18 protein-coding genes are annotated in these 16,413 nt (G+C 44.6%); 11 read left to right on the plus strand and 7 right to left on the minus strand.

Annotation, left to right across the window (positions count from 1 at the left end; genetic code table 11):
- The first annotated feature begins 262 nt into the window (after positions 1–262).
- The 6 genes from qoxA (at position 263) to ACH6C1_RS05635 (ending at position 6,506) form a co-directional block, all read left to right on the plus strand.
- Complete coding sequence (gene qoxA, locus ACH6C1_RS05610; protein WP_374075345.1) at positions 263–1,297, plus strand: cytochrome aa3 quinol oxidase subunit II; 1,035 nt, start codon at positions 263–265, stop codon at positions 1,295–1,297.
- Positions 1,298–1,317: 20 nt separating this feature from the next.
- The gene (qoxB, locus tag ACH6C1_RS05615) at positions 1,318–3,267 is read left to right on the plus strand and encodes a cytochrome aa3 quinol oxidase subunit I (RefSeq protein ID WP_374075347.1); all 1,950 of its coding nucleotides are present in this window, start codon (positions 1,318–1,320) and stop codon (positions 3,265–3,267) included.
- Positions 3,268–3,283: 16 nt separating this feature from the next.
- The gene (gene qoxC, locus ACH6C1_RS05620; protein WP_095218366.1) at positions 3,284–3,895 is read left to right on the plus strand and encodes a cytochrome aa3 quinol oxidase subunit III; all 612 of its coding nucleotides are present in this window, start codon (positions 3,284–3,286) and stop codon (positions 3,893–3,895) included.
- Between the two features lies 1 nt (position 3,896).
- Positions 3,897–4,217: a cytochrome aa3 quinol oxidase subunit IV gene (qoxD, locus tag ACH6C1_RS05625; RefSeq protein ID WP_038564835.1), complete on the plus strand. Its 321-nt coding sequence runs from the start codon at positions 3,897–3,899 to the stop codon at positions 4,215–4,217.
- A 91-nt stretch (positions 4,218–4,308) separates the two neighbouring features.
- A complete protein-coding gene (locus ACH6C1_RS05630) occupies positions 4,309–5,448 on the plus strand; it encodes an acyl-CoA dehydrogenase family protein (protein ID WP_374075350.1) in 1,140 nt (379 codons plus the stop codon).
- A 71-nt stretch (positions 5,449–5,519) separates the two neighbouring features.
- Positions 5,520–6,506, plus strand: a complete 987-nt coding sequence (locus ACH6C1_RS05635; protein WP_095224363.1) for a ketoacyl-ACP synthase III — start codon at positions 5,520–5,522, stop codon at positions 6,504–6,506.
- A 46-nt stretch (positions 6,507–6,552) separates the two neighbouring features.
- Here ACH6C1_RS05635 and ACH6C1_RS05640 read toward each other — a convergent pair whose 3' ends face one another.
- On the minus strand, positions 6,553–6,999 hold the full coding sequence (locus ACH6C1_RS05640) for a DUF2512 family protein (protein ID WP_374075352.1): 447 nt from the start codon (positions 6,997–6,999) through the stop codon (positions 6,553–6,555).
- Between the two features lie 128 nt (positions 7,000–7,127).
- Between ACH6C1_RS05640 and ACH6C1_RS05645 the strand changes: the two genes are divergently transcribed.
- Positions 7,128–8,573 carry a SulP family inorganic anion transporter gene (locus tag ACH6C1_RS05645; protein ID WP_374075354.1) on the plus strand — a complete coding sequence of 482 codons (1,446 nt, stop codon included), beginning with the start codon at positions 7,128–7,130 and terminating at the stop codon, positions 8,571–8,573.
- Positions 8,574–8,601: 28 nt separating this feature from the next.
- Here the strand turns inward: ACH6C1_RS05645 and ACH6C1_RS05650 are convergent, their stop codons facing one another.
- Positions 8,602–9,036: a GtrA family protein gene (locus tag ACH6C1_RS05650; RefSeq protein ID WP_095224360.1), complete on the minus strand. Its 435-nt coding sequence runs from the start codon at positions 9,034–9,036 to the stop codon at positions 8,602–8,604.
- A 153-nt stretch (positions 9,037–9,189) separates the two neighbouring features.
- Here ACH6C1_RS05650 and ACH6C1_RS05655 point away from each other — a divergent pair, with 153 nt between their 5' ends.
- The gene (locus tag ACH6C1_RS05655) at positions 9,190–9,984 is read left to right on the plus strand and encodes a VLRF1 family aeRF1-type release factor (RefSeq protein WP_374075357.1); all 795 of its coding nucleotides are present in this window, start codon (positions 9,190–9,192) and stop codon (positions 9,982–9,984) included.
- A gap of 37 nt (positions 9,985–10,021) precedes the next feature.
- On the opposite strand, the gene ACH6C1_RS05660 is transcribed toward ACH6C1_RS05655, so the two are convergent.
- The 4 genes from ACH6C1_RS05660 to ACH6C1_RS05675 are packed head-to-tail and all read right to left on the minus strand — an operon-like array spanning position 10,022 to position 12,224.
- The gene (locus ACH6C1_RS05660) at positions 10,022–10,201 is read right to left on the minus strand and encodes a 2-hydroxymuconate tautomerase (protein WP_366247498.1); all 180 of its coding nucleotides are present in this window, start codon (positions 10,199–10,201) and stop codon (positions 10,022–10,024) included.
- Positions 10,202–10,214: 13 nt separating this feature from the next.
- Entirely contained in the window at positions 10,215–10,631 is a 417-nt protein-coding gene (locus tag ACH6C1_RS05665) for a Fur family transcriptional regulator (protein WP_374075359.1), read from the minus strand.
- 1 nt (position 10,632) lies between these two features.
- Positions 10,633–11,499: a metal ABC transporter permease gene (locus tag ACH6C1_RS05670; RefSeq protein ID WP_095224353.1), complete on the minus strand. Its 867-nt coding sequence runs from the start codon at positions 11,497–11,499 to the stop codon at positions 10,633–10,635.
- Entirely contained in the window at positions 11,496–12,224 is a 729-nt protein-coding gene (locus ACH6C1_RS05675; protein WP_374075361.1) for a metal ABC transporter ATP-binding protein, read from the minus strand. Before ACH6C1_RS05675 ends, ACH6C1_RS05670 begins: the two co-directional genes overlap by 4 nt.
- A 166-nt stretch (positions 12,225–12,390) precedes the next feature.
- Between ACH6C1_RS05675 and ACH6C1_RS05680 the strand changes: the two genes are divergently transcribed.
- From ACH6C1_RS05680 to copZ, 3 genes are read left to right on the plus strand one after another with little or no spacing between them, the layout of a single operon-like run.
- Positions 12,391–12,690, plus strand: coding sequence for a metal-sensing transcriptional repressor (locus tag ACH6C1_RS05680; protein WP_366247496.1), 300 nt, complete (start codon positions 12,391–12,393; stop codon positions 12,688–12,690).
- A 12-nt stretch (positions 12,691–12,702) separates the two neighbouring features.
- A complete protein-coding gene (locus ACH6C1_RS05685; protein WP_374075364.1) occupies positions 12,703–15,087 on the plus strand; it encodes a heavy metal translocating P-type ATPase in 2,385 nt (794 codons plus the stop codon).
- A 3-nt stretch (positions 15,088–15,090) separates the two neighbouring features.
- Positions 15,091–15,297, plus strand: a complete 207-nt coding sequence (copZ, locus tag ACH6C1_RS05690; RefSeq protein WP_374075367.1) for a copper chaperone CopZ — start codon at positions 15,091–15,093, stop codon at positions 15,295–15,297.
- A gap of 36 nt (positions 15,298–15,333) precedes the next feature.
- Here the strand turns inward: copZ and ACH6C1_RS05695 are convergent, their stop codons facing one another.
- Entirely contained in the window at positions 15,334–16,404 is a 1,071-nt protein-coding gene (locus tag ACH6C1_RS05695; protein ID WP_374075369.1) for a YhgE/Pip domain-containing protein, read from the minus strand.
- Positions 16,405–16,413: the final 9 nt, after the last annotated feature.

Below are 16,413 nucleotides of genomic sequence, written 5' to 3' on the forward strand. Positions count from 1 at the left end.
TGAACTGTTTACTTACCAGGCAAGTCTGGTCTTTTTGGCTGCTTTGTATTACACTAGTTTCTGGATTGTTGTCAGACACTGTCTATTCGACAGTGTGATTGTGTGTTTCCAGCTGAGTTTCTGCTACTCCTGCGGGAATGCGGAAGTTTCATTGTGAAATACTTATCAAAACCCTATTATAGCGGATATGGTTGTTTTCCTATGCAGAGGGAAAACAAGCGTTTCTGTGAATTCAGGTAAAGAAAGGAAGGGAAGCAGGCGCATGCTTAAAAAATTGAAACCCTTAAGTCTTCTATTGTTCCTTGCCCTGCCGCTAATGCTCGCCGGCTGTTCTACACCGGAAGTGCTTGATCCGAAAGGACCAGTGGCAAGTCAGCAGAGTGACCTTATTATTCTATCAATCATCTTTATGCTTACAATCGTTGCGGTTGTATTCGTACTTTTGACGATTATCCTTGTCAAGTACAGAGAAAGAAAGGATCACGACAAGTACAGCCCTGAACTACACGGCAGCATGCTGCTCGAGACTATCTGGACGATCATCCCGATTATCATCGTAGTAATTTTGGCTGTCCCTACTGTCAGAACGATCTATTCACTGGAGGAAGCGCCTCAGCCTAAGACGGCTGAAGCAGCGCAAGAAGACCCTCTAGTAGTACATGCAACATCCATCAACTGGAAATGGGTATTCACCTATCCAGAAGAAGACATCGAAACAGTGAACTATCTGCATATTCCGATTCACCGTCCAGTGGAATTCAAATTGACATCTGCCGATTCCATGGCTGCTCTATGGATACCAAGCCTAGGTGGTCAGAAATATAACATGGCAGGCATGCAGACAACTCTTTATCTGCAAGCAGACCACGTTGGCACGTACGATGGGCGAAACGCTAACTTCACAGGTGAAGGCTTCAACGAACAACGATTCAAAGTCTACGCCGATGAAGAAGCTGATTACCAACAGTGGGTGGAAGACGTACAAAACTCCGCTCCAGAACTGACACAATACGAGTATGACAATCTTCTGATTCCTGGTGTCTACGATAAAACAGATGACGGAACAGCTGAATTCAATGGTACGCACTTGCAATGGATCGACCATTCAAAAAATGCGGACTACACATTGGAAGCATGGGATCGCTTAGGCTATGAGCCGAAGAATCCGCATGCGAAAGACAAATCTCAAAACATCTTGCCTGAAGACGAAATTCCGTACTATCAGCAAGACAATACTGTAGACAACTCGGATGAAGACATGGACTCTGAAGAACATGCACATGCGGGTCATGAGTAACAGAGAGAGGGGGAAGAGTTTTGGACTTAAAATGGAATGAGTTTATCATTACCGGCGATCCATTGATTCTGGGCGCACAGATCAGCATCTTGCTCGGTGGAATCGCCGTTGTAGCTGCCCTTACTTACTTTAAAAAATGGAGTTGGCTATGGAAAGAATGGCTGACTTCCGTTGACCATAAGAAACTGGGTATCATGTATATCCTTAGTGCCCTATTAATGCTTTTCCGCGGCGGTATCGATGGTTTGATGATCCGTACGCAGCTTGCGAAGCCAGGGATGGAATTCCTGGATCCGCAGCATTATAACGAGGTATTCTCGACACACGGTGTTATCATGATCCTTTTCATGGCGATGCCATTCTTGATCGGTTTGATCAACTACATCGTACCGTTGCAAATCGGTGCACGTGACGTTGCATTCCCGTACTTGAACAACTTGAGCTTCTGGACATTCTTTGTCGGTATGGCTCTATTCAATATTTCCTTCATCATCGGTGGTTCACCTGATGCCGGTTGGACTGGTTATACGCCGCTTGCGACGAATGAATTCAGCCCAGGCCCTGGTCAGAACTACTACTTGCTAGCAATCCAGATTGCTGGTATCGGTACATTGATGACAGGTATCAACTTCTTCGTTACCATCCTTAAGATGCGTACGAAAGGTATGACACTAATGAAAATGTCCATGTTCACTTGGACATCATTGATCACAATGCTGATCATCATCTTTGCATTCCCAGTGCTTACAGTTGCATTGGCTATGCAGACATTTGACCGTTTATTCGGTTCCGTGCTCTTCACCTTGCAAGGTGATGGTAACCCGATGCTTTGGGTCAACCTATTCTGGGTATGGGGTCACCCTGAAGTATATATCGTTATCCTTCCTGCGTTCGGGATCTTCTCTGAGATCATCTCGACATTTGCAAGAAAACAGCTATTCGCTTACAAAGCGATGGTTGTGTCCATTGTGACGATTTCTGTATTGAGCTTCCTTGTATGGGTTCACCACTTCTTCACAATGGGTAATAGTGCTGAAGCAAACAGTTTCTTCTCTATTACAACAATGGCTATCTCTATCCCGACCGGGGTTAAGATATTCAACTGGTTATTCACGATGTATCGAGGACGTATTACCTTTACGACTCCGATGCTTTGGTCCCTTGCTTTCATCCCGAACTTCGTAATTGGTGGGGTAACAGGGGTAATGCTTGCGATGGCAGCAGCTGACTATCAGTATCATAATACGTACTTCCTAGTATCTCACTTCCACTATGTGTTGATCTCGGGTACTGTATTTGCTTGTTTCGCAGGTTTGATTTACTGGTATCCAAAAATGTTCGGACATAAATTGAACGAAAAAATCGGTAAATGGGCTTTCTGGATTTTCGTTATCGGCTTCAACGTATGTTTCTTCCCTCAGTATTTCCTAGGGTTGGACGGTATGCCAAGACGTATTTCCACTTATTTGCCAGAAGATGGCTGGACAGGATTGAACATGATTTCCACAATCGGTGCGTTCCTGATGGGTCTTGCATTCCTCATCTTCGTATACAATATCTACTATAGTTGGAGATATTCACCAAGAGAGAAAACTGGTGACGCTTGGGGTCTTGGACGTAACTTGGAATGGGCGACTACATCGTCTATCCCACCGCATTACAACTTCGCTGTCCTTCCTGAAGTAACAGGTCTTGATCCTTACTGGGATATGAAGGAAAAAGGTCTTGATCAACAGAAGAACACGGATTATAAACCAATTCACATGCCTAGTAACTCATCTACACCGGCAATCATGTCTGCATTGATGGGTATGGCAGCATTCGGGCTTGTATTCCATTGGTACTGGATCGGAATCGTAGGTGCTGTCGGTATCTTCATCACTATGATTGTTCGTTCATTCGATTACAATGATGGTTACTATGTCAGCGTGGAAGAAATAAAAGAAACAGAAGCGAAAGCGAATAAATAAAGGAGGTTGTGAAGAAATGGCACATGATCACAATGTGAACCCCAACGCGCCATTGGAATACCAATCAGAAGCCGGCCGGTTGAACATCACCGGTTTCTGGACCTTCCTTGGTGCAGAGATCGCTTTGTTCTCGACACTATTCGCGTCTTATTTCGCGTTACAATCACGTGTAGGCGACGGACCAACATCCATCGAGATGTTCGAAGCCGGCCTAGTCATGATTATGACAATGCTGCTTCTTACAAGTAGCTTCACTTGCGGACTCGCGATTCACGAAATGCGTGCGAACAATGTAAAAGGTGTTATTGGCTGGATGATCATTACACTTATCCTAGGTGCAGGATTCATCGGCTATGAGCTATACGAATTCGTACATTATGTACACGAAGGTGTTACACTGGGAACTAGTGCACACTGGTCTATGTTCTTTATCTTGCTTGGTACACACGGTCTACACGTATCGATCGGTATCGGCTGGATCATTCTTCTTCTGATCCAACTAGCAAGAAGAGGGCTTACACCAAAAACGGCATCAAAGGTCTTTATCTCTAGTCTCTATTGGCACTTCTTAGATGTTGTGTGGATCTTTATCTTCACATGCGTTTACTTGATGGGGATGGTGAATTAATATGAGTCAACAAACGAAAAAAGGACATTTCCCTTGGAAGCACATCATCGGATTTTTGATCTCAATCGCGTTGACACTTGTAGCCTTCGCAACAGCGCTATGGACAGACTGGTCATCAACAACGATTTTCATCATCATCTTGATTTTCGCTGTGATTCAGGCTGCCTTGCAGCTCGTTATGTTCATGCACATGACGGAAGGAGAAGACGGCGGTTTGATTTCCGGGAATACACTTTTCGGATTCTTCATCGCTATCGTTATCATCGTCGGCACATACTGGCTGATGACTTCCGGTCACATGCACATGGGTATGAGTATGTAACACATAAAACCCGCTCACCTGAGCGGGTTTTTTTGTATTCTTTTTTTCTTTTCACTAAAATAGAGAAGATAGATGAGGAGGTTCGTTCGGCATGATAATTGCAAATGATGAACATATTCTTTTAAAAGCGAAACAAGTAGCGAAAGTGGCAAAAGAATTCAAACGGCTTGGTGATGAACAGGCGCAGCTCAGTTCACAAGTGGTAGATGCTTTTCGAACGACAGCGTATACATTGCTTACTGTACCGAAAGCTCAAGGAGGAGACGGAGCAAATCTGCATGATTTCTTAATGGCTCAGGAGATAGTTGCCGCCGGCGATGGAGCAGCTGCCCTATCGATAGGGTGGCACTTGAGTACCATGCAGGACTTATGCGAAAATGCAGATTGGCCAAAGGATATGTTCGAAAAGTTTCTGGAAGAAGTTGTTCAGGAGCGTAAAATTGTCAATCGCGCAGCATCTGAACCGAATACAGGAAGTCCCACAAGAGGGGGGATGCCTGAAACGAAAGCTGTGCGGGAAGGCAATGATTATATACTGACTGGCCGCAAGACATTCACATCCATGGCAGCTGACCTGGATTACTATTTAGTGACTGCTTATGTAGAAGAAGATAAGACGATCGGAAGCTTTTTAATTGCCAGGGAAATAAACGGGGTGCGTGTCGAAAAGACTTGGAACCCGATGGGAATGCGTGCAACTGGCAGTGACGATCTAATTCTGGAACAAGTAAGAGTACCAGTAGATTGCTATGTAGAAAAGACCCGGAAGAAAGCCGGACCGAAGGGATCATTACTGCATATTCCAGCGTGTTACTTAGGTATTGCCAAAAGTGCACGTGATGAAGCTGTTTCATTTGCTAAAACGTTTCAGCCAAACACATTGGATAATCCGATTATCAGTGTGCCTCATATCCGGGAGAAGATAGGTGAAATGGACTTGGAGCTAATGCAAGCAAGACATTTTATGTATCATGTTGCCAGCTTGTGGGATAGCTATCCTGAGAAGCGGCATATGATGGGACCGGAGCTTGCAGCAGTTAAAGTGAATGCAACAAAAGCTGCAGCTAAAGTAGTCGACTTGGCAATGCGGATTGCTGGAGGCCGAGGTCTCTCCAAGAAGCAAGCTTTTGAGCAGCATTATCGGGACGTGCGTGCCGGCTTGCATAACCCGCCGATGGACGATGCTGTTTTAGAGCTGTTAGCTTCCCATGCCGAGAAAAAAGATAATTAAATTTCTCTTTTTAGTACCAGGTATTAAAACTAGATGGTATAATGGAGGCAGATGTGAAGGAGGCAGATAATATGGAATCCAAAGCACGTATAACAGCAATTGGAACATATATCCCGGAAAAGGTATTGACCAATGCAGATTTTGAAAAAATGGTCGATACTTCCGATGAATGGATTGTACAGCGAACTGGAATCAAAGAAAGAAGAATCGCTGCTGAAGATGAGTATGTAACAGATCTATGTGAAAATGCTGCAAGAAATCTTGCAAAGAACTTCAACAAGTCATTGGATGATGTGGACTTGATTCTGGTAGCTACGGTTACAGGTGAATACAAATTCCCTAGTGTATCCAGTCAGCTGCAAGCAAGACTTGGATTGAAAAACACAGGTGCACTCGATTTGGGAGGCGCATGTGCAGGCTTTGTTTACGGGCTGCATATGGCAAACGGATTGGTTTCATCTGGTTTGCATAAGAAAGTGCTTGTTTTGGGCGGAGAAACTTTGTCCAAAATCACCGACTATACGGATCGTACGAGCTGTATTCTATTTGGTGACGGTGCAGGAGCTGCATTAGTCGAGTATGATGCTGAAAATCCGGGCTTCTTTGGTTTCCATATGGGAACTAAAGGTGAAGGCGGACGTCATCTTTACCAAACTGGTCTGTCCACAAAACTGAACGGTGAAGAGCTTACTAACCCAGGTAAATTGGTTCAAAACGGACGCGAAGTTTACAAATGGGCCGTTTCCGGTGTGCCAAAGGGCGTTAAGAAACTAGTTGAAGAAGCAAATATGTCACTCGATGATATAGATTGGTTCATCCCGCATAGCGCCAATATGCGAATGGTAGAATCTATCTGTGATCGTTTGGATTATCCAGTCGAAAAAACACTGACAAGCATGGCATATGCAGGTAATACATCTTCTGCGACAATTCCGCTTGCATTTGATTTCGCTTTACAGGAAAACAAAGTCAAAGATGGCGATACAATGCTGCTATACGGATTCGGCGGCGGTCTAACCGAATGCGGTATCATCATCAAATGGGATCCAAAAGCATAAGAAAAGCCCGTGGAGTTATCTCCACGGGTTTTCTTATGCATTGGCTTCAGGAATCCTTATGTGGACCTCTTATCGGCAGATCCCCGGCAATTTTTGCACGAAACTGATCCAGGAAAATGACATTATAATATTGATCTTTGCCATTTCGAATCACATATTTCCGTACGTAAGCATGCAAAAACGTCCCGTCCAACCATGCAAGAATCAAGCTTGCTGGTATCGCGCTTACCAATGGATGTACAGGACCATCAGTCGCTAGGACAATAAGCATCCAGCTGACAATGGAGAAGAATATACAATCAAGCCATCCTGTTGTCTTATTTGCTTTGCTGGGCAGTAATAGCATGTCGATCAAATAGCCTATTACAGTGAGGATCATCGTAAGCTGGAATACCTTGGTAAAGGATAATTGATAGATTAAACCTGCGAAAAGATAAAGGATCGCGAAGGCGAATATCCCTTTCAGAAGTATGGCTTTGACATGTTTCATCATTGTTCACCTGCTGCTTTTTTTATACAATATGTCCAGTTTTGATTACTGGTATACACTGCTGCAACAGTTCTAGAGAATATGGTATAATAACCTGCTGTATTGTTAAGAGATAGGAGTTTATGTCGTACATGATTACAACTATAAAAGAAGCATGGTTTTCTAATGTACCGAAGGATGTATTATCAGGAGTTTTAGTAGCCTTAGCACTTATACCGGAAGCAATTGCTTTTTCTATTATTGCAGGCGTTGATCCGATGGTCGGATTATATGCTTCCTTCTGTATTGCCGTTGTCATCGCGTTTGCAGGCGGACGGCCAGCGATGATATCTGCTGCCACTGGTGCGATGGCACTTGTAATGGGAAGTCTTGTCGCTGATCATGGGTTGCAGTATCTCTTCGCTACAACCATATTGACCGGAGTGATTCAAATTTTCTTCGGTGTCTTTAAAGTAGCGAGATTGATGATATTTATTCCAAGACCAGTCATGATAGGTTTCGTCAACAGTTTGGCAATTTTAATCTTCATCGCGCAGCTCGTTCATTTCGAGGGCGAGTCATGGCAAATCTATGCTTTCGTGGCTGGTGCACTAGTGATTATTTATGTGCTGCCGCGTTTTGTGAAAGCTATCCCATCTCCGCTTGTTGCGATTGTCGTTATGACCATAATTGCAGCTCTAACGCATAGTTCGACAAAAACAGTCGGTGATATGGGTGAGCTGAAGCAGGCTTTGCCTTCCTTCTTCATACCGGATGTTCCGTTCAATATGGAAACACTGCAAATCATTTTTCCATATGCTATTGCTTTAGCCATCGTTGGTCTGATGGAGACATTCCTGACGGCACAGTTGCTGGATGACTATACAGATACAAACAGTAATAAAAATCGTGAAGCGCGCGGCCAGGGGATTGCCAATATTGCTGCCGGATTTTTCGGCGGGATGGCTGGCTGTGCCATGATCGGACAATCTGTCATCAATGTTAAAGCTGGCGGACGGACCCGTCTGTCTACCTTTATTGCTGGTGCGTTTCTCATGCTGCTTATAATCGTCTTCAACGATGTTTTGGTCCAAATCCCGATGGGAGCACTTGTCGCGGTCATGTTCATGGTGAGTATCGGAACGTTTGACTGGTCCTCAGTGCGCAACCTGCATCGTATGCCTCTGACGGATGCTGCAGTCATGATTGTGACAGTTGCGGCTGTGCTGTGGACGCACAACCTGTCTGTCGGTGTCATTATCGGAGTACTGATGAGCGCAGTGTTCTTTGCAGCCAAGATATCAAAAGTGGATGTCAAAGGAACGAAGCAAGAAGGACAGAAAGTCTATATGGTCAAAGGACAGCTGTTCTTCGTTTCGGTAACCGACTTTCTAGCTTCATTTGATCCGAAACGGGAGGATACGCAGCAAATCATCTTGGATTTTCAGGAAGCGAGATTGTGGGATGATTCAGCAGTAGGAGCATTGGACAAGCTAGTGCTGAAATATAGGGAATATGACATTCAGGTGGATGTCCGTAATCTCGACCATGCTAGTCAAGCACTCGTCAATCGACGTGCGGCTTATATCCAGGCATGAAAATAGGCGTATACCGCATGGTATACGCCTATTTTTTTCTCTTGAACACAATGTACTTCATGAATAGGAAGCTGCTGGCCGAAGAGAGGAACATGGCTGCTCCTTTGGCTATATTATTATCAATATATGCCGGGAAGGATACAAACGTAATTGCTCGGAGGACAGCTAGACCCGCGATGAAAACAAGATTGCTGATCACTAATGCAACTAAAGCTTGCGCAAAGAACAGACTTTTCTCTGCTTTGCTTGATTTTTTCTGCTTGCGGAACGTAAATCTCGTATTCCAATAATAACTGTTCCAAATACATACCAAATAACTGATGGTATTGAAAAGGAGCAGCAGGAGATTATTCTTCGTCGGCCAGATAAGTAGTAATATATTGAGTACGACTAGGTCAACTGCTGCGTTAAGTACGCCAATAGACGTAAATTGCAGGATTTGTGTGCGGGTCCTTTTTAACATGATTTATCACAGCCTTCAGGTAACATAGTTCGATCTTAACATCATTCCCTTATTTCCTTCCTTTTTAACGTTTCAATCAGCTTGTATGTGGTATGTAGTGCTATATGCTAGTTTTACTTTACTAAGCAAATTTGTAAGAGGAGTGATTGCAGTTTGTGTTACGCAAAGGACATGGAGAAACTCGCACAAAAAGCCAAGCGCCATCCTCAGAAAGTACTTAGCATGTATGTGAATACGGATCCCGCCAACCGTGATCAGACAGGTGGCGAATGGAAGATTCACGTAAAGAATGGATTGAAGAACTTCGAAACATATCTCAAGAACGACCCCCAGGAGCTGGAGCAATTCTTGAAAGTGAAGGATAAGGTGAAAGCGTTCCTGGAGAATAACGGTCAAAGCATGAAAAAAAGCTGTGTCGTGTTTGCATCTGCGGATGATATTTGGTTTGCGGAATGCCTCCAAATGCCAGTCACGACAGAATTTCACTGGGAAGATGAGCCGAAGCTGGATCAATTTCAGGCTCTGTATGAAAAATTCCCAGAGTCAGGCGTCATTCTGGTGCAAAGAAATCAAGTCAAAGTAATCGATGCCGTCCTAGGGAAGATAAATGACACAAAGATATATGAGATGGATATAGACACCGAGAAATGGAAGGTGCAGGCTAGCCCGCAGCGGGCATTGTCCATTAAAGGGAAAGGCGGAAAAGGATCGAAGAAGGACACGATCGAGAATCGCTTGGAAGCTAACCAGAAGCGCTGGTACAAATCTCTTGCACCTGACCTTGATAAGCTCGCAAAAGATAGAGAATGGAAAAGCATCCACCTCGTCGGTAATAAAGAAGAAGCCAAATTGATAGAGAGTTATATGCAGAAGCAGGTCCAGCAGACGGAAGGTAAAAACCTCTTCGAGCAGGAGGAACGGAAAGTGCTGGAGGAAGTGATACTATAAAAAAAGCAGCATGCCAAACTGGCATGCTGCTTTTTCATTAGGATAGGCGCTTTCCTGCGACACCATAATTTGATTTGTTCATTTCCTCAATGATGATGGAAACTGCTTCTGCGCGAGCGCCAGTTGTCTCGACCATCACGTCGGTCATTTTCTTTATCATTTGTTCTTTTTGTTCATCCGTTCGGCCTTCCAGCATTTTAACTGTAATGATTGGCATATATATCGACTCCTTAGCGATTGTGACACGTCGGGCAAAGACCATAAAGCTCGAAAGCGTGTGTATTTACATGATAATCCGCAAGTTCTTCTGTGTAAACTGGCAGCGGACATTTCTGGAGCGGTTTGGTCAGTCCGCAGCTTTCACAAATGAAATGATGGTGATGCGTGCCGCTTCTGCAAGCAATTTTAAACAGCTTTTCTCCGTTTTTTTCACGGGATTCGAGCAGCTCCAGCTGTTCGAAAAGACGGAGATTGCGATAGATCGTATCCAAGCTGATACCAGCATAGCTAGTTTCCATGAAAGCAAGCAGTGCTTTTGCACTTCGATATCCTTTGGCATGGATAAAATAAGCTAGGATATCTGCGCGTTTATCTGTATATTTATGACCATTTTCCTTCAGAATCGCAATACCTTTGTCCACTTGCATATCAGGAAACTCCTTTCTCGAAAGCCGCTTTTCGTTTGTTCGCAAGCAGCAGCTTTTGAATGATGAAACTCAACAGAAGAATCAGGATCGATACGACAACAATGGTACCCCCTGGCGGTATTTCAAAATAATAACCAGAGAAGAGGCCGACAATAACGGATGTCTCTCCGAAGAGGATAGCCAGTATCATTGCCCATTTGAAGCCTTTTGCCAGACGGATGGCTGCTGCTACAGGTATTGTCATCAAGGCAGAGACGAGCAGCACACCAACGATCCGGATGCTCGCTGCAATGACAAGGGCAGTCAGCAGCATGAAGATGAAATGGATTGCTCTTGCATGCAAGCCGCTGACACGCGCATGCTCTTCATCAAAGGAAAGCACCAGCAGCTGCTTGTACAAGAATCCGATGACTAGCAGGACAATGATCGAGATGATCACAATAACACGCAGGTCTTCACTGCTGACAGCAGATACAGATCCGAATAAATAAGAAAACAAATCTGTTGTAAAACCGTTAGCCAAAGATATGAAAATAACACTCAAGCCGACTCCTCCGGAAAGGATGATCGGAATAGCGATTTCTTGGAAGTTACGGAACATGCTGCGAAGCTTCTCGATTAGCAGTGATGCTGCAACCGAGAAACCAAGACCCGCATAAAACGGTGTTATCACAGGAGTTGCCAGCTTTTTCTCCAGTAACAGTCCGAATGCAATACCGGCTAAGGTAACATGCGATAGGGCATCCGCAATCAGAGACAGTCTGCGTACGACGATGAAGCAGCCGAGTAATGGAGCAATCAAGCCGATTAGCAGACCGGTATATAGTGTATTTCGTAAAAATTCAAATTGAAGAAAATCAGCAATCATGCATGAATACCTCGCAATACATGTAAATCGGTTTCAGGCAGGCTGAATTGTTCTGGGCTGCCTTCGTATTGGACTTGCTGATCCAAATAAACAAGTTTGGATGCATAATGCGCAATCCCAGCCAGATCATGCGTGATCATCACTAAGGTAAGTCCTTTTTCCTCATTCAGCCGCTGCAATAATTCATAGAAGCCTTTCACATTGGCGTGGTCGATTCCGACAGTTGGCTCATCGAGTATGATCAATTCCGGCTGGCTTACAAGCGCTCTGGCGATGAAAACGCGCTGCTGCTGGCCTCCGGACAAACTACTGATATTTTCGTGCAGATAATCGCTCATATCCACTTGGGCAACAGCTTGCTTTACAGCGGCCCGGTGCTTGGCGGTAAATCTGCGGAAATAACCGATCTTCGGGGTAAGCCCCATTGCGACTACTTCGAAAACAGTAGCTGGGAAACCTTTATTGAAGGCATTCGCCTTTTGGGATACAAAGCTGACTTTATTCCAGTCCTTAAAGGAAGAAACAGACTGTCCAAAAAGCTGGATGGAGCCATTATTAGGCTGCAGCATTCCAAGTGCCAGCTTGATCAATGTTGTTTTACCCCCGCCGTTTGGACCGATCAATCCGAGGAAGTCACCTTTTTTTACTTGAAGGGATACCTCGCGCAAGGCAGCCTTCTGTTCATATGAGAAATTAATAGTATCTATTTGAAGGATAGATGTCATTTTCTATCACCTTTCTAATCACGTACTTCTTCACAAAGACTTATTCTATCGTAATCATTTCGATTTGTAAATCATAATCGTTTCGATTTAAAATCAATTATTGACATATACCTGGTGGGGGTATATTATATTTATATACCTGTAGGGGGTATAAAGGAGGTGTGCTATGGAACATTCAGATAAAAAGCCAGTCAAGTCAAGGACTACGACAGAGAAGCAAGCGCTTGTTAATCGGCTCAAACGAATCGAGGGACAAGTTAGAGGACTTCAGAACATGGTCGAGGAAGATAGATATTGTGTGGATATCCTTGTTCAAATATCAGCTATTCAGGCGGCACTGAAAAAAACCGGAGCCGCAGTAACCGAAAGACATATGAAGCATTGTGTTTCCCATGCAATTCAGCATGGAGATGGGGAAGAGGCCATCGATGAATTGATGAAAGTACTGCAGCAATTCGGCAAATAGGAGGCGGTCCATATGGATAAGAAGCAAGTAACAGTACCCATTACCGGTATGACTTGTGCTGCATGTGCCACCCGTATCGAAAAAGTGCTGAACAAGATGGATACGGTAGAGGCCAATGTCAATCTGGCAACAGAAAAGGCAGCAATCTCTTTTGATCCGAACCAGGTGGATGAAACAGATTTAACAGGTAAGATTGAAAAGTTAGGCTACGGAGTGGAACCTGATGAAGTTTATCTAGATATAAAAGGAATGACTTGCGCTGCTTGTTCAGCAAGAATCGAGAAGGTGCTGAACAAGCAGGAGGGCATCCATCAAGCTGTTGTCAACCTGGCTGGAGAGACGGCAGCCATCCGCTATAATCCGCTGCTTACAGGTACAGATGAATTTATCGAGCGTATCCGGAAATTAGGCTATGATGCAAGCCCGCGTAAATCCAGGGAAGAAAATGAGCAAGCCAGAGACAAAGGAATCCGGTTGATGCAAATGAAACTACTGCTATCCGCTTTGCTATCTTTGCCGCTGCTCGCTACAATGGGCGGACATTTGGGCTTGTATGAAGTACCGCATATCCTTATGAATCCGTGGGTGCAGCTATTATTGGCTACACCGGTTCAATTTTTGATCGGCTGGCAATTTTACAGAGGAGCTTATCATAGCTTACGCAGCGGGTCCGCTAATATGGATGTGCTTGTTGCGCTTGGCACAAGTGCAGCATATTTCTACAGTTTATATGAAGTAATCCGTTTTCAAGGTAGCGGACATATGCCTGCGCTTTATTTCGAGACGAGTGCCATTTTGATCACCTTGATTCTTCTTGGTAAATATATGGAAAAGGTGGCGAAAGGGCGAACTACTACAGCAATCACTTCCCTCGTCGGCTTACAGGCGAAAGAAGCGACCGTATTGCGTGGGGAACAGGAAGAGAAAATTGCGGCTGCAGAGCTGGTGCAGGGTGATATCGTTATTGTACGCCCTGGAGAGAAACTTCCTGCAGATGGCATCATTGTGAAAGGCAGTACCCATGTTGACGAATCGATGCTCACTGGAGAAAGCATTCCAGTCAGCAAAGATATTGATGATAAGGTAGCAGGTGCTACAGTCAATGGAAATGGAACAATCCAAGTAAAAGTGACACATTCGAATGAAGAGTCGGTTCTTGCGGAAATCATTCGTGCAGTAGAACGTGCTCAAGGATCCAAAGCACCTATCCAGCGCTTTGCCGATCGCGTTTCTTCGTTTTTCGTCCCGGCAGTTATAGTAATTAGTATACTTACATTTGCGGTATGGATCCTCCTGGTGAATCCAGGGGAGATGGCTCCAGCTTTGACAGCAGCTATCGCTGTATTGGTAATCGCATGCCCTTGTGCACTGGGGCTCGCTACTCCGACGAGCATCATGGTCGGCACAGGCAAAGCGGCAGAAGCGGGCATCTTGTTCAAGGGCGGCGAACAGCTGGAGACAGCATATAAAGTAGATGCTGTCGTCTTCGATAAAACTGGCACAATCACCCAAGGAAGACCGCAGGTGACAGATATTTTTGGTGACGCGCACCATTTGCCTGAAGCGATTGCGCTCGAAAAACAATCAGAGCATCCGCTTGCCCAATCTTTTGCTCAATACGGGGAAGAGCATAGTCTTCCAGTCAAGGAAGTGGAAACGTTTGAGAATATACCTGGCAGGGGTATCAAAGGAATAGTTGGAGGGACTGCTATTCTGATTGGGAATAGTGCACTGATGTCAGAAAATAATGTGCCGCTTGAAGACTTTAAGCTCCAGGCTGATGCGTTAGAGAAAGACGGAAAGACTGTCATGTACCTTGCTGCAGAAAAAAAGATAGAATCGATCATCGCCGTCAGTGATGCCGTTAAACCAGATGCAGCAGAAGCTATTAAACAATTGAAATCACAAGGTATCCGGACAGTCATGCTGACAGGGGATAATCAGCGAACAGCTGACAGCATAGCGGCGAAAGTTGGGATCGACACCGTTTTTGCCAGTGTGCTTCCCACTGGAAAGGCAGATCGAATTGCGGCTCTGCAGGAGGAAGGCTTTACTGTCGCGATGGTAGGGGACGGCATCAATGATGCACCTGCTTTGGCAGCCGCTGATATCGGAATTGCCATCGGCACCGGCACAGATGTTGCAATAGAAGCAGCAGGAGTGACCATACTTGGCGGAGATCTCAAACTCGTACCAAAAGCATTAGGGTATAGTGCGAAAACAATACGCAACATCAAACAGAATTTATTTTGGGCACTTGCATATAACAGTGCGGGTATACCAGTTGCGGCAATCGGTCTGCTGGCACCATGGCTTGCTGGAGCAGCAATGGCCTTCAGTTCTGTCAGTGTGGTAGCAAATGCTTTACGATTGAAAAGACAATTAAAGGAGAGATAAGACATGGAAATGACATTACAAGTAAGCGGGATGACTTGCGGACATTGTGAGAAAGCAGTCAAAGGAGCACTAGGAGAACTGGAAGGAATTCAAGGGGTGGACGTGGATTTGGCCAGCGGAAAAGTCGATGTTGTGTATGATGACACATTAGTGACGAAAGAAGATATGAAAGAAGCAATCGAAGAACAAGGTTATGAAGTAGTAGCATAAGAAAAACCTCCGCATTCTGCATGCGGAGGTTTCTTTTTATACTGCTGCAGCTTTTCCGTCTTTTTTAACAAACTGAACAGGCTGCTGTTTTTTCAGCATTAATGCTGCACATGTAAGTAAGAACGTGATAATCAAGATCAATCCAAGATGGAGGATGGTTGATGGTACACTTTCTCCAGCGTAAATTAGCTGAGTGAAGCCTTGCACCCCATTAGAAGCTGGCAGTGCAGCGCCTATTACACGGAATACAGGAGACAATAGGTCTGTCGGGATGATATTCCCGGCAGCCATCAATTGGAACGGAATCATAGCAACGTTGAATAAAGCACCAGCATTGCCGAAAATAGCAAAGCTCATCTGTGTGAAAGCGATACATGCAAAGACAACTAGCAGCTCGAATCCCCATAGCTGCATGTAGGAAGCAGCTGTATCGTTTGCAAGTGCATGAATCGTTACGATAATCGTCGTTACGACAAGACCGATAATCAGTAAAAGCAGCTGTTTATTCCAGAAGAGCTGCCATTTGCCGAATTTACGACTCAGGATTTGTGTGACAATGTTCATTTGGATATTCATTGTCATGACAGCGATGAAGATGATGAAACCAAGGATCATCGGCACCATGCTGGTTGCGAAGTTATCAATGTGATTTTCTTTGATGATTTCTGCTTGTACATTGGAACCAGCTATAGAGTCCGTCATTTGTCTTGCTGTACTTTCAGCTGCCGACAAAGCAACCTGTGAGTTGGAGCTGTTCAAATAGAATTGTAATGTCGTGTCACTCTGTTTGGCTAAGTTTTCGGTGAATGCTTCCGGAATGACAATCAGCATCGTAATATCATTTTTATCCAGCTGTTTCTTTGCTTCATCATATGAAACAAGATCCGCATCAAATGGCATACTATCCATCATTTTTTCTGCCAATGCATTGGCCTGTTCGCCATCTTCATTGACGACAGCAACATGCAAGCGGTCCAGATGATTTGTTGCATCATGATAGCCTGTCAGCCAGATGACGGAAAATAGTAATGGGACAAGTATGGCAAAAGCCATGCCCACTTTCGTATTCGGGATTTTAAGCATTTCCCGCAAAGGTTGTAAACGCAAAATAAAAAC

This window comes from Terribacillus sp. JSM ZJ617, assembly GCF_044383785.1.
Lineage (GTDB): Bacteria > Bacillota > Bacilli > Bacillales > Amphibacillaceae > Terribacillus.

Bases quoted from the DNA above. Each gene is read 5' to 3' on its own strand.
- ACH6C1_RS05660 (WP_366247498.1), bottom strand. From the start codon at position 10,201: ATGCCAATCATTACAGTTAAAATGCTGGAAGGCCGAACGGATGAACAA.
- ACH6C1_RS05640 (WP_374075352.1), bottom strand. From the start codon at position 6,999: ATGATGAAACATGTCAAAGCCATACTTCTGAAAGGGATATTCGCCTTC.
- ACH6C1_RS05635 (WP_095224363.1), top strand. From the start codon at position 5,520: ATGGAATCCAAAGCACGTATAACAGCAATTGGAACATATATCCCGGAA.
- ACH6C1_RS05680 (WP_366247496.1), top strand. From the start codon at position 12,391: ATGGAACATTCAGATAAAAAGCCAGTCAAGTCAAGGACTACGACAGAG.
- qoxD (WP_038564835.1), top strand. From the start codon at position 3,897: ATGAGTCAACAAACGAAAAAAGGACATTTCCCTTGGAAGCACATCATC.
- ACH6C1_RS05685 (WP_374075364.1), top strand. From the start codon at position 12,703: ATGGATAAGAAGCAAGTAACAGTACCCATTACCGGTATGACTTGTGCT.
- ACH6C1_RS05645 (WP_374075354.1), top strand. From the start codon at position 7,128: ATGATTACAACTATAAAAGAAGCATGGTTTTCTAATGTACCGAAGGAT.
- qoxA (WP_374075345.1), top strand. From the start codon at position 263: ATGCTTAAAAAATTGAAACCCTTAAGTCTTCTATTGTTCCTTGCCCTG.
- ACH6C1_RS05630 (WP_374075350.1), top strand. From the start codon at position 4,309: ATGATAATTGCAAATGATGAACATATTCTTTTAAAAGCGAAACAAGTA.
- copZ (WP_374075367.1), top strand. From the start codon at position 15,091: ATGGAAATGACATTACAAGTAAGCGGGATGACTTGCGGACATTGTGAG.
- ACH6C1_RS05670 (WP_095224353.1), bottom strand. From the start codon at position 11,499: ATGATTGCTGATTTTCTTCAATTTGAATTTTTACGAAATACACTATAT.
- ACH6C1_RS05665 (WP_374075359.1), bottom strand. From the start codon at position 10,631: ATGCAAGTGGACAAAGGTATTGCGATTCTGAAGGAAAATGGTCATAAA.
- ACH6C1_RS05675 (WP_374075361.1), bottom strand. From the start codon at position 12,224: ATGACATCTATCCTTCAAATAGATACTATTAATTTCTCATATGAACAG.
- qoxC (WP_095218366.1), top strand. From the start codon at position 3,284: ATGGCACATGATCACAATGTGAACCCCAACGCGCCATTGGAATACCAA.
- ACH6C1_RS05650 (WP_095224360.1), bottom strand. From the start codon at position 9,036: ATGTTAAAAAGGACCCGCACACAAATCCTGCAATTTACGTCTATTGGC.